Below are 11,675 nucleotides of genomic sequence, written 5' to 3'. Positions count from 1 at the left end.
TACGTGCGCTATTACAACCAAGACCGTATCCTAGAAAAATTAGGCTACCTGACGCCCAAAGAATTTGGGGCGCAAGCAGCCTAAAGAGGTGTTTTATATGTGTCTCAAATCGCTATGTCAGTCTAGAACAATAGTTTCTTTTTGCTAAAGATTTGTTTTTGACCATTTTGTTTGAACGCTTCCTTAAGTGCGAGGTAGCTGCAACCCGCCGATAATAGGACGCTCATGGTTAAGTTTATGAAGATGTTCAGAAAATCAGTCATTTTTACCTCCGTCCAAATACCTATTTCTAACAGTATATCATCTATTTCGACGGTATTTTCTTATTTTCCTGGAATTATTTTGATTATCGACAGGGAATTTAAACAAATTCCTTCTTCTGGTTACTTGATGAAAAGGTGATATGGCCTGGAAGGATAAAGATTTTTCGACAGTTCGGCATGATTCTTCGGATCACTGCATGATTAAGATGGATTCTTGCTTGATTTTCTGAAAAGCCGCATGAAAAGCTGAAACCATGCATGATTCTTCTCTGAAGTGGCACGATTCAAAAAAACAACGGTAGGAATGATGGTATATTGACTCTTACTCTAATCTGAAAAATCCTTAAAAAACAAAAAAACCTCTCCGAATCACTCGAAAAGGTCATTTTAATCTCTCAATATCCTCTATTATTTCCTCATAAGGAGGGTTCGACACTCCTTCGTATTGCTTCAGCAAAATGCCTTTCTCACTCACGAGAAAAAAAGAGGTTCCGTGAACAAACTGATTTGAACCCTCCACCTGGGCAGCGGGAGTTTTAAAGGAAACATTCGCGAAGGATTCAATCTCATCCCGGGAGTATCCGGTGAGGAAGCTCCAGTTCTCTTCATCGAATTCATAACGGCTGCTGTACTCCTTCAGGACCTTCGGCGTGTCATGATCCGGGTCGATGCTGATGGAAACCAGCTGAACATCACCTTGCAATCCAGCCTCTGCGATTCTCTTCTGAAGCTTGGCCATATTCGCCGTCATGGGAAGGCAGACCGTATCACAATTCGTGAAAATAAAATCGGTTACCAGGACCTTCCCCTTATGGAGAGCGGCCAACGATGTTTTCTCGCCATTCTGATTCACCGCCTCCAGGTCCCTGACTTCCACCTTCATAGGAAACGACCCCTCCACATCCTTACCCTGGCATCCGCCCAACAACAGAAAACCCAAAGCGACAACTGAAATCATAGACTTTACACCCACTGTTTTACCTCCTTCTATAATAGAGGTCCGTCCCTCAAAGTGGAGGGACGGACCTTGCTCGTTTAGTCGATGAATTGTTTGTCGATGAGATCGGTGAATTCTGGTTTTTCTTTCAGGAATTTGAGTTCGTAGGAGGAGTCGGCGAATGCCTGGACGGCATCTGAGTCCACTTTGTAGGTGAATCCGATTCGTTCCCATGCCTGGTCGACGACTTCTTTGCTCAGTTCCTGCCCGGTTACTTCTTTCACGTCTTTGATTGTGATTTCTTTCGCTTCTTCAGGGTTTTCTTCAATAAACGAAGTAGCTTCTTTATGAGCGTCTACGATTTTTTGAATGGTATCCGGGTTCTCTTTTACAGATTTTCCTGACGCGACGAGTACGGAAGCAGGCAGCGTTTCTCCGAAGGAAATTTCATCATGATCGATGATGATGTTCGCTCCTGTTTCCTGCTGGATCACCGCGGCCCATGGCTCTGGTGCAACAGCTATGTCGACTTTTCCGGACTTCAGCATATTTGCATACTGTGCAGGGTTCCCTGTGACGTGCTTCATGGTGCCACCGATCCGTTGTGACTCAATTCCATGCTCCCCAAGGAAGGTTTCCACCTGGACATCATGGGTACAACCGACTGCGGGAGTGATGAAAGACTTTCCGGCAAAATCGTCAACGGATTTCACGCCGCTTTCCTTACTGGCAAGGACTACGGTCCCGCCTGTTGATCCGCCTCCGATGATTTTCACATCGGCCCCGGTCATATAGTTGTTCATGGCTGGACCAGGTCCTACAAGCCCTGCATCGATTTCACCCGTTTTCAATGCGGTCATGAACGATGAACCATCAGGGAACGTTTTGTATTCAATCTTCGTGCCGTCCCCAAGTTGTTTCTCATAAAACCCTTTGTCTTTCGCCACCATTGCCGGTACGTGGTTGATATTCGGGAAGTAGCCGATGACGACTTTCTTACTGACGTCGCCCCCTGAGCTCTTTTCTGTCCCGCAGCCGGCCAGAACACCAAGGAATGTGAAGAAAATCGTGACAAGTAAAAACCATTTTTTCATTATTTATCCTCCTATTAGCGGGGCTGGCCCCACCGTTTTAGTTAAGATTCCAATCCCCAGCGTTTGATCACGGATTTCTCAATGCGCTGGAAGAGTAGCTGATCGACGATGGCCCCGATGACGCCGATGATGATCATGACGGCGATGACGAGGCTCATGTCCCCGAAATCCGATGCGTAGCGGAGCGTGTATCCAAGCCCTGGTCCCGTACTCAGAAGTTCCCCTGCCATCAGTGCCCGCCAGGCGAACGCCCATGCAAGGCGGGAGCCTGTTACCACATAAGGGATCGAAGCCGGGAAGATGACGCGGATGAATAAGTCCAATCCTCTTGAGCCCATCGTCTGTGCTGCTCTCAAGTAAAGGGGGGAGACATTTTTGATCCCCATTCGAATGTTCAGGGCCATGACGAATGTTCCCCCGAGGATAACCACAAAAATGACGGCTTTCTCATTGAGTCCGAACCACATGATGGCCAGTGGCAGCCAGACGATGCTCGGAACACTTTGAAAGGCGAGGAGTAAAGATCCCAATGTATCATCCGCCGTTTTGGATTTAGCCAAAAGGACGCCGATACTGGTGCCAATCAGTAACGAAATACCCAATCCGATGAATAACCGCTTGAAGCTTGCAACGAGATCAATGACCAAGGTCTGATCGGCGATGCCGGTGAAGAGTGCCTGAAAAACTGAAGTAGGCGAGGGAAGGACGATCTCCGTCCAGAGTCCGAAACGAGATCCCGATTCCCAAAGGCCGATGATGAGGGCGAAGAAGATGATGCGTTTAAGAGTTGTGTTCATAGGCCAATTCCTCACTTATCACTTTGTCGATTTCCTTTTTCAAGTAGCTCATGATATGTTCCTCGATTTTCACCATGTCTTCCTTATGAGCATCCCGTGGACGGGGGAGGTCCACTTTGATATCCGCTAAAATCGTTCCGGGCCGTGTCCCCATGACGATGATACGGTCTGAAAGCTTAATAGATTCCGAGATACTGTGAGTGACGAAGAGAACGGTTTTCTTCGTTTCCATCCAAATCGTTTCAAGCTGGTGATGAAGACGGGAGCGGGTCTGTTCATCAAGCGCCCCGAATGGTTCATCCATGAGAAGGATTTCTGGATTCATGGAGAGTGCCCGGGCAATCGCCACCCGCTGCTGCATGCCGCCTGACAGCTCATGGGGGTAATGATCCTGATAGTTTCCGAGCTGGACCATATGTAAGTACTTGGCAGCCTGGGCTCTTGCCTCTTTCTTGGACATTTCTTTTTTTAGTGGGAACGTCACGTTGTCCCGGACGTTCAGCCAGGGAAATAGGGCAGCCTGCTGGAAGACCATGCCCCTGTCCCTGTCTTTTCCTGGTTTCCTGACCTGTCTTCCATCTACAAGGACTTCGCCGGATGTCAATCCCGTCAATCCTGCAACGATCGAAAGCAGGGTGGACTTTCCACATCCTGATGGTCCCAGGATGGACACGAATTCGCCCTTATCGATTTCGAGATTAATATCTTTTAAGACTTCGGTGGGCTGACCGTTCTTATCAAGATATTGCTTATTGAGATGGTTGATCTGAATAAACATGTAATCATCCTTATCTTATAATTCATATTGTTTTAGTCGGAATATAAATAATACAATTATATTATATTTGGGAAGGTTGTCAAGGTTTCCTATATTATGAATTCTCCTATTTTACAATAAAGAGTCATATACAGTTACAAATGTCCAGGATCTCTGTAAAGAAGAAAAATGGGAATATATATAAGAGCTTTAAAATTATCGTTTTTAACCACCCCAAAAAGGGTAATCCTATACTAAATACCATTATTTTCTTAAAACCAATAGGAGGGAAACGATTTGATCAGCCAAACGAGAGATATTGTCCAGAAATCATTGAATGCGTTACTAGAAGATCAAGGTTTTTTACCGGAAGTGAAAGGTGAGACAAGAAAGAAAGCGTTTACGTCTTTGACGTCGATCCTGTCGACGCCTAATCACGTACATAAATCTTATTTGAGGATTCCACTTGACGATGAGAAGGTGGTCCGGATCCCGGCGTTCCGTGTTCAGCATAATAATGCCCTTGGTCCTTATAAGGGGGGGATACGGTTCCATGAGTCGGTGAATGAGGAAGAGGTTGTGAATCTGGCTTCATTAATGACCTTGAAGAATGCCCTTCATGATGTTCCGTTCGGTGGCGGAAAAGGAGGGATCATCCTCAATCCCCGTGAGTATTCCGAGAAAGAGCTTCACCTTATCGCAAGGAAATATGTGCAGTACTTCAGTGATATCCTCGGACCGGATAAAGATATCCCTGCCCCCGATATGGGATCCGGCGAGAGGGAAATGGACTGGATGATGGCAGAGTATAAGAGCATTCGTCCAGGGATGCCTTACAGAGGGAGCTTTACCGGGAAAAGCGTCGTGAATGGAGGTTCCCTTGGAAGACGGGAAGCGACGGGGAAAGGGGTGTTCTTTACATTCCGGTACCTGGTTCATGATTTCGTAAAGGACCAGAAGAGCCTGCTGACAAAAACGGATAATATCTTTGCGAAAACAGCCCTCGATTATGAAAATCAACCATTGACGATTGCTGTCCAGGGATTTGGAAATGTCGGGTCAGTGGCAGCCCTTGAAGCTTATCAGTCCACCCATTTACAAAATAAGGTGGTGGCGGTGAGTGACCGGAATGTGACGCTGTACAATTCTGACGGCCTGGATATCCCGGCACTTGTTGAGTTCACAATGAAGAATAAGGGAGACCTGCCGACTGAGCAGGGACAGTTAGATGAGATAGGCGTAAAGGCAGAGATCCGGGAGCGGGAAGTGGTCCTTTATCTTGACGTGGATGTTCTGATGCTTGCCGCACTTGAAGATCAGGTGCACAAGGATAATGTAGGGAAGGTAACGGCAAGAATCATTGTCGAAGGGGCGAATGCGCCGATAACGACAGAAGCGGATGCATACTTAAGTGAAAAAGGTGTCATCATCATCCCGGATATCCTGGCGAATGCCGGCGGGGTGATCGTCTCCTACTTCGAGTGGCTGCAGGGAAGGGAAACCCAATTCTACACAGAGGAAGAGGTATTCAACCTCCTTTACGACAAAATGAAAACAACCTTAGACACCGTGCTTCCCCTATTCTTCGGCGACCCATTCCCACTTCGCCAAAACTGCTACATCCACTCCGTCATGAAACTATCGACGGTCTTATACCGACAAGGGAAACTCTATTAACATTTGAGGGACGGACCTCCATTCCTAGGAGCTGGTACTAGGAACAAAGGTCCGTCCCTCTTATTATTTCATCTTTGAATTTGCAGGGGGAGGATGGTATAGTAGTGTGTAGAATGGGGTTTGAACGAAACACTGATTTGGTCAGGGGGTTTGAGGTAGAAGATGGCTATTGATCGAAGAGAATTGATTGTTGAAGCGGCGACGAAGTCTTTTTCGCTTTTTGGGTATAAAGCGACGACGATGGATCAGGTAGCAAAGCTTGCGAATGTGGGGAAGGGAACGATTTACACGTTCTTTAAGAATAAGGATGAACTATTTGAGGAGATTGTGTATTCCATGGTAAAGGAAATGAAGTCATCAGCAGACCTTGCCATTAGTCCTGACAATAGTTTTTACGAAAATGTCCATCAGGCATTGATTACGCTCCTTGAGTATCGGACAGACCATCAATTGATGCTGAAACTTATCGAGGAAGAGAAACAGATCGGTACCCGGGCTGTGGAGGAAATGCTTCATCATATTGAGAATGAATTGATAGCGTATGTGAAAGGTAAGATTGATCGGGCTATGGAGAGTGGGCAGATCAAGCCGTGTGAGACGGAAATCATCTCATTTATATTGTTGAAGGTATACATTTCCCTTGTATCGGATTGGGAGCGGAATCATCCACCCCTATCATCTGAAAAAATTGCCACAATCATGGAGGATTATTTACTGAAAGGATTGTCCACGTAAATGGTCCTTTCTTTTTTTGGAAACCTATGACCAAATGGTGAAAATAGTCATATATTCGAAAGGAATGATAAAATGAAAGGATTGCATTCACTTAAGGGTGAATTTCGTCAAATTTTCACGAATAAGACGCTGATGATTGCCGTTATGGCCGTGTTGTTTATCCCAGTGTTATACTGCGGTACGTTTTTATGGGCATTCTGGGACCCATATGGGCAGGTGGATCAGCTCCCTGTCGCCGTTGTTAACAATGATAAGGGGGCCGATTTCAACGGGGAAGATCTGACGATTGGAAAAGACTTTGTAGAAGATTTGAGAGAAAATGATACCTTCGATTGGAGATTCGTAGATGAAGAGGAAGCGGATCGGGGTCTTGAAAAGCGGGACTATTATTTAAAAATTGAAATCCCCGAAGATTTCTCTGAGAATGCCACGACCCTAGAGGACGTTCATCCTGAGAAATTGGAACTGATCTATTCCGCCAACCAGGGCTCAAACTATCTTTCTTCTAAAATAGGGGATTCCGCGATTGAAAAAATAAAGGAAGAGGTATCGGGAGCGGTCACCAAAACCTATGCTGAATCGATGTTTGACCAAATAAAGGAAGTCGGGGACGGACTGACTGAAGCCAGTGATGGCGCCGGGGAGCTGAATGATAAGCTTGGTGATGCCACCTCAGGTTCAGCTGACCTTCATGCCGGTATCGATTCGGCCCAAGAAGGTGCGAATAAGCTTTCCGACGGACTTGGCGATGCAGCATCGGGAGCGAATAAACTCGATGACGGGGTCGGCTCCGTTGCGGCTGGTGCCAATAAGCTTGAAAATGGTGTCAACTCAGCTCAGAGTGGAGCGGGGGCATTGAAAGAGAATATCGGAAAGGCTCAAAGTGGGGCAAAAGATTTGAACGGCGGTATCAACAGCGTGAACAACGGTGCTCAAACGTTAAGTGAGAAGCTTCAGGAACTCGCTGGGAAATCCACTTCCTTTTCAACAGGTGTCGATACTGCGTATGCAGGCGCGAAAAAGGTATCGGACGGCCTTCACTCTTTTGATGCAGCCCTCACGCAAATGACAGAAGGGAATCAGGAACTTCTGACCGGGGCGAATAAATCACAGGAAGGTGCACAGGACCTTGCGGATGGCCTTCATCAGTCACTGGAAGGTTTAACGGGAATGAATGATAATCTTCCTGACCTCGCAGCAGATTCACAAAAGGTTGCTGATGAATCCAAAGCAATATCCGGAAAGGCAGCTGAAATCAACAGTGGTTTGAACGGCGCAGACACCGGTTCTGCCGAGGTCAGTCAAGGGCTTGAAGAAGCAATGACCAATGTCAATGCCTTGATTGAACAGGAACAGGATCCTGCTCAGAAGGAAAGATTAAATGATTTGAAAGAATCCATGAGCGGCTTGACAAGTAAAAGTCAGAATGTGAAGGAAAACGTGTCTCACGTATCAGGCACTGCTTCTGCATTGGAGTCTCAATCCACAGAGCTGTCCGCGCTGTCTCAAGTTCTGGCGGGCAAACAGTCGGAATTAACCGGAGGATTCAATAAAATCACAAAAAGCCAGGCTGGATTAGCGAATGGTGCAGATTCCCTGCTGGATGGCCAGAACCTCCTTGTCAACGGCCTTTCCCAAGTGGAAGAAAAGATTTCAGACGCTCAAAAAGGAATCAATCACCTTATCAACGGAAGTACTGACTTAACAACAGGACTCGGAAAACTAGACAATGGAACCGAAGCCCTTCAAGAAGGATCTGCGAAACTCGCCAAAGGATCATCGGATCTGGCAGATGGAACAAGCCGCTTATCTTCAGGCTCCAATCAGCTCGTCAACGGTCTCGACGGCCTCTATGACGGCTCCGGTGAACTGTATACCGGACTTGGTGATCTCTCAAAAGGCTCCAATGATCTGACGGAAGGACTGGGTATGTTCTCATCCAAATTCAAGGAGCTCATGAGTGGGCTGGGAGAAATGAGAAACGGATCAACGAGTCTTTCATCCGGTCTCGGAAAACTCTCAGACGGTTCAACGGATCTGACAGATGGTCTGAATAAATTGACGGATGGATCCTCCGAGCTGAAAAATAAGCTTGCAGATGGTGCTGAGGACGCGAATGATATCAATGCTAATGACGATATTTATGATATGTTCGCAAAACCTGTCAGCCTCACCGACAAACCGATCCATGATGTACCGAACTATGGAACGGGCTTCGCTCCATACTTCCTGTCACTCAGTTTATTTGTCGGAGCGCTCGTGATTTCGATCATTTTTCCGATGCGGGAACCGGCTATCACACCGCAAAGTGGATTCGGTTGGTTCTTCGGGAAATTCGGGGTCCTCATGTTCGCAGGGATTTTCCAGGCACTCCTGGCAGATTCCATCCTATTATGGGGACTCGGCCTTGAAGTGACCAGTATCCCGCTCTTTATCATGATGAGTATCCTCGCCAGCTGGACGTTCTTATCGATTGTCCAATTCCTGGTGACATCCCTTGATAATCCTGGTCGATTCATCGGGATTCTCATCCTGATCTTACAATTGACGAGCAGTGCAGGAACCTATCCGATTGAATTGGTCCCTGAATTCCTGCAGCACTTCTCGAACTTTTTACCGATGACGTATACGATATCGGCTTTCAGAGCCATCATCTCCACTGGTGATGATGCGTTCATGTGGCATAATGTGATGCTCACCCTCATCTTCTTATTCGTGGCGATGGGAGGAACCATCCTATATCTCACGTTCAGATTTCGTATCCTTCGCAGGAAGCATAATCGAGAAATAGAGGCATAATGAAAAACCGGAGACACGTTTTCCGGTTTTTTCTTTTCATGTAGATCTTTGCTATGAAAAATGGTAAATAAGGGTGTCTCTTGTCCTTCCAAATCCCTATCTAAAAGGTGAAAGGAGGTGAGGCACATGGCAACAGCGGATCTGAAGTCGACGAGAATTCGTTTGGCGTACAATGATGGGCAGGACGAGAAAGGGAAACCTAAATTTGCGTACAAATCTTACAGCTACATTAATGCTCTTACATCAGCAGATGAGATGAATAGTGCTGCTTTATCCATCGCCAGTCTTTCATCCAAAGTTCTTTTTAATATCGAGAAGCTTCAAAGTTTCGACATTAATGAATAACAGGTGATCGTCTAAACAGAAGGGAGGAATAAATATGGCAAAAGTATTGGAACTTGAATTCAAAACCGAAGCGGGAAAATCAGCGAAGTTATCCATTAATGATCCGATCGAGCCGATTGACACAGTTGCTGTGAAAGCAGCGATGGATAATCTGATTGCCACCAATGTATTTGCAAGTGCGACAGGCGCCTTTGTGAGTGTGGAAGGAGCCCGCGTGGTGGAGCGTAATGTGACGGATTATGAAGTGATGTAGGTGAGTGGAAGTGTCCTCTTTTATGGGGGCACTTTTTTCGTATAAAAAAGAGTAACCCCACAAAAGGGCTACTCTCGATGAATCTTCATTCCCCCAACAGTTCCTCTGCCTGCTCCAACACTTTAGCCCCATTCATCATCCCATAGTGCATACCATCGATGACGTCGACTTTTATTTGATAGGGTTCAGCTTTTTTCATGATTTTTGTAGAGAGATAGCGGACTTGGGGGCCGATCAGAATGACGTCCAGTTTTTCTAAATGATTGTTTAAGTCAGCTTCGGATGTTGCATTGATCGTGGCTTCGAGCCCTTTGTCTTCAGCAGCTTTACGCATTTTCTGGACAAGCATACTCGTTGACATGCCTGCTGAACAGACCAGCATGATATTCATATAAAGCACTCCTTACTTGTTTTGATGGATTTCGATGATTTCCTGTGCCAGTTCTTTCACGGTCATGGCGTTCATAAGATGATCCTGGGCATGAATCAATAGAATCGTAGGATTTTGTGCGTCACCACTCGCTTCTTTTTGCAGCAACTGAGTTTGATAGTGATGGGCCTGATGAACTTCTTTCTCTGCTTCGGCCATTTTTTCCTCTGCCGTTTCAAATTGTTTTTTCTTTGCGGCTTGCAGGGCTTCCATGGCGGAAGACCGGGCATTACCAGCGTGCAAAATGATATGAAAAGAGATTTCTTCTAACGTCAGATGTTGTTCAGCATTCATGCGATTTTATCACTCGTTTCGGATGTTTTCTTTAATTGGGCACGTTCAGATGCCAGTAGGAACGGAATGTACATAAGTGTGGCGATGGCCAGATTCACAAGTTGAAGTGCGATTCCCGTCCAGGATCCCCCTGTAACCAGGTATCCACTAATGATCGGCGGTGTCGTCCAGGGAACGATCGCGACGGTTTTTGGGACGATCCCCAGGCTCAAAGCCAGATAAGATGTAACGGTCAGGACAACAGGTGCCAATAAGAACGGGATGAACATAAGCGGGTTTAACACGATTGGTAAACCGAATATCATTGGTTCATTGATATTAAAGATTCCAGGTGCAGCTGACAATTTTCCGACGGTGCGGTAATGCTTCGTTTTCACGACAAGGAAGATAGCAATGATCAGGGCGATGGTCGTCCCTGAGCCACCCATGTACACGTATGCGTCGAAAAATGGCTTCGTGACAATGTAAGGGACATCGAAGGCACTCGTACCGGCTGCGAACAGCTGTTGATTTTTTTCAATTAACGGAAGGTAGATCGGTTCGATGATCGGCCCTAAAATATTTGTACCGTGCAATCCGAAGAACCAGAGAAAATGATTTAAGAATGCAACGACAATGGCTGATGGCAGTGAGTTTGATACAGCCTGCAATGGCTCCTGTATCAAAGTAAACACGATTTCAAATATGCTTTTTTCTGCAAAAGAAGTTAAGAGAGCTTGAATAAGACCAACAAGAATCAGAATAATCGTAGCGGGAATCAGTGCTTTGAAAGACTTTACAACACCTTCTGGCACTCCGTCGGGCATACTGATCGTAAACTTTGAGCGAATCAGCACTTTGAATAATTCTGTGACAAGAAGCGATGTAATGACGGCGACGAATATCCCTTGAGCTCCGGTCCAGGCGTAGGAGATTCCCCAATCTTCTGTTACCGGCGTGAGAATGATCAGGGAGGCGATCGACACTAATGCTGCGGATAACCCGTCAATATCATAGGATTTCGCCAAGTGATAACTAATGGACGCAGCGACTAGCAATCCGAGGATGGCGAATGATCCATTCCACATATTCCCGCCAACGGACTTCCAGTTCTCACCGAATACAGAGACCATGAACTGTTGAAAGGCATCAATCGGCAGGTTATTTAATAACACAGCCAGGGAGCCGACAATAATCAGCGGCATGATCGAAACGAATCCATCACGGATGGCGACCAGGTGCCTTTGTGAGCCGATTCGGCCTGCAACAGGCATAAATTTACTTTCCATAAACCCCATTACTTTACTCATTTTTC

13 protein-coding genes are annotated in these 11,675 nt (G+C 46.2%); 6 read left to right on the top strand and 7 right to left on the bottom strand.

Annotation, left to right across the window (positions count from 1 at the left end; genetic code table 11):
- The first annotated feature begins 3 nt into the window (after window positions 1-3).
- Complete coding sequence (locus BAA9072_RS24765; RefSeq protein WP_408015236.1) at window positions 4-84, top strand: hypothetical protein; 81 nt, start codon at window positions 4-6, stop codon at window positions 82-84.
- Window positions 85-645: 561 nt separating this feature from the next.
- Here the strand turns inward: BAA9072_RS24765 and BAA9072_RS23175 are convergent.
- The 4 genes from BAA9072_RS23175 to BAA9072_RS23160 all read right to left on the bottom strand — a co-directional run bounded on the left by BAA9072_RS23175 (window position 646) and on the right by BAA9072_RS23160 (window position 3,869).
- On the bottom strand, window positions 646-1,236 hold the full coding sequence (locus BAA9072_RS23175) for an SCO family protein (RefSeq protein ID WP_230980982.1): 591 nt from the start codon (window positions 1,234-1,236) through the stop codon (window positions 646-648).
- Between the two features lie 62 nt (window positions 1,237-1,298).
- Window positions 1,299-2,294, bottom strand: coding sequence for an aliphatic sulfonate ABC transporter substrate-binding protein (locus tag BAA9072_RS23170; RefSeq protein WP_201716929.1), 996 nt, complete (start codon window positions 2,292-2,294; stop codon window positions 1,299-1,301).
- Window positions 2,295-2,335: 41 nt separating this feature from the next.
- Entirely contained in the window at window positions 2,336-3,091 is a 756-nt protein-coding gene (locus BAA9072_RS23165; protein WP_201716928.1) for an ABC transporter permease, read from the bottom strand.
- Complete coding sequence (locus BAA9072_RS23160) at window positions 3,075-3,869, bottom strand: ABC transporter ATP-binding protein (protein ID WP_201716927.1); 795 nt, start codon at window positions 3,867-3,869, stop codon at window positions 3,075-3,077. The genes BAA9072_RS23165 and BAA9072_RS23160 overlap by 17 nt, the downstream gene beginning before the upstream one ends.
- Window positions 3,870-4,145: 276 nt before the next feature.
- Between BAA9072_RS23160 and BAA9072_RS23155 the strand changes: the two genes are divergently transcribed.
- The 5 genes from BAA9072_RS23155 (at window position 4,146) to BAA9072_RS23135 (ending at window position 9,657) form a co-directional block, all read left to right on the top strand.
- Entirely contained in the window at window positions 4,146-5,525 is a 1,380-nt protein-coding gene (locus BAA9072_RS23155) for a Glu/Leu/Phe/Val family dehydrogenase (RefSeq protein WP_201716926.1), read from the top strand.
- Window positions 5,526-5,687: 162 nt separating this feature from the next.
- Window positions 5,688-6,260 (top strand): TetR/AcrR family transcriptional regulator, encoded by a 573-nt coding sequence (locus BAA9072_RS23150; protein WP_201716925.1) that lies wholly within the window; start codon window positions 5,688-5,690, stop codon window positions 6,258-6,260.
- 72 nt (window positions 6,261-6,332) lie between these two features.
- Window positions 6,333-9,059, top strand: coding sequence for a YhgE/Pip domain-containing protein (locus BAA9072_RS23145; RefSeq protein WP_201716924.1), 2,727 nt, complete (start codon window positions 6,333-6,335; stop codon window positions 9,057-9,059).
- Window positions 9,060-9,185: 126 nt separating this feature from the next.
- Window positions 9,186-9,404, top strand: a complete 219-nt coding sequence (locus BAA9072_RS23140) for a DUF1659 domain-containing protein (RefSeq protein ID WP_201716923.1) — start codon at window positions 9,186-9,188, stop codon at window positions 9,402-9,404.
- Between the two features lie 34 nt (window positions 9,405-9,438).
- Window positions 9,439-9,657, top strand: coding sequence for a DUF2922 domain-containing protein (locus tag BAA9072_RS23135; RefSeq protein ID WP_201716922.1), 219 nt, complete (start codon window positions 9,439-9,441; stop codon window positions 9,655-9,657).
- A gap of 85 nt (window positions 9,658-9,742) precedes the next feature.
- Here the strand turns inward: BAA9072_RS23135 and BAA9072_RS23130 are convergent, their stop codons facing one another.
- From BAA9072_RS23130 to celB, 3 genes are read right to left on the bottom strand one after another with little or no spacing between them, the layout of a single operon-like run.
- Window positions 9,743-10,048 carry a PTS sugar transporter subunit IIB gene (locus BAA9072_RS23130; RefSeq protein ID WP_201716921.1) on the bottom strand — a complete coding sequence of 102 codons (306 nt, stop codon included), beginning with the start codon at window positions 10,046-10,048 and terminating at the stop codon, window positions 9,743-9,745.
- A gap of 12 nt (window positions 10,049-10,060) precedes the next feature.
- Window positions 10,061-10,381: a PTS lactose/cellobiose transporter subunit IIA gene (locus BAA9072_RS23125; protein ID WP_201716920.1), complete on the bottom strand. Its 321-nt coding sequence runs from the start codon at window positions 10,379-10,381 to the stop codon at window positions 10,061-10,063.
- Window positions 10,378-11,670 (bottom strand): PTS cellobiose transporter subunit IIC, encoded by a 1,293-nt coding sequence (gene celB, locus BAA9072_RS23120; RefSeq protein WP_201716919.1) that lies wholly within the window; start codon window positions 11,668-11,670, stop codon window positions 10,378-10,380. Before celB ends, BAA9072_RS23125 begins: the two co-directional genes overlap by 4 nt.
- Window positions 11,671-11,675: the final 5 nt, after the last annotated feature.

It is taken from the genome of Rossellomorea arthrocnemi (genome assembly GCF_904424705.1).
Classification (GTDB): domain Bacteria; phylum Bacillota; class Bacilli; order Bacillales; family Bacillaceae_B; genus Rossellomorea; species Rossellomorea arthrocnemi.
Note: the sequence above shows the minus strand (reverse complement) of the source record. Positions and strands in the feature narration are given on the sequence as shown.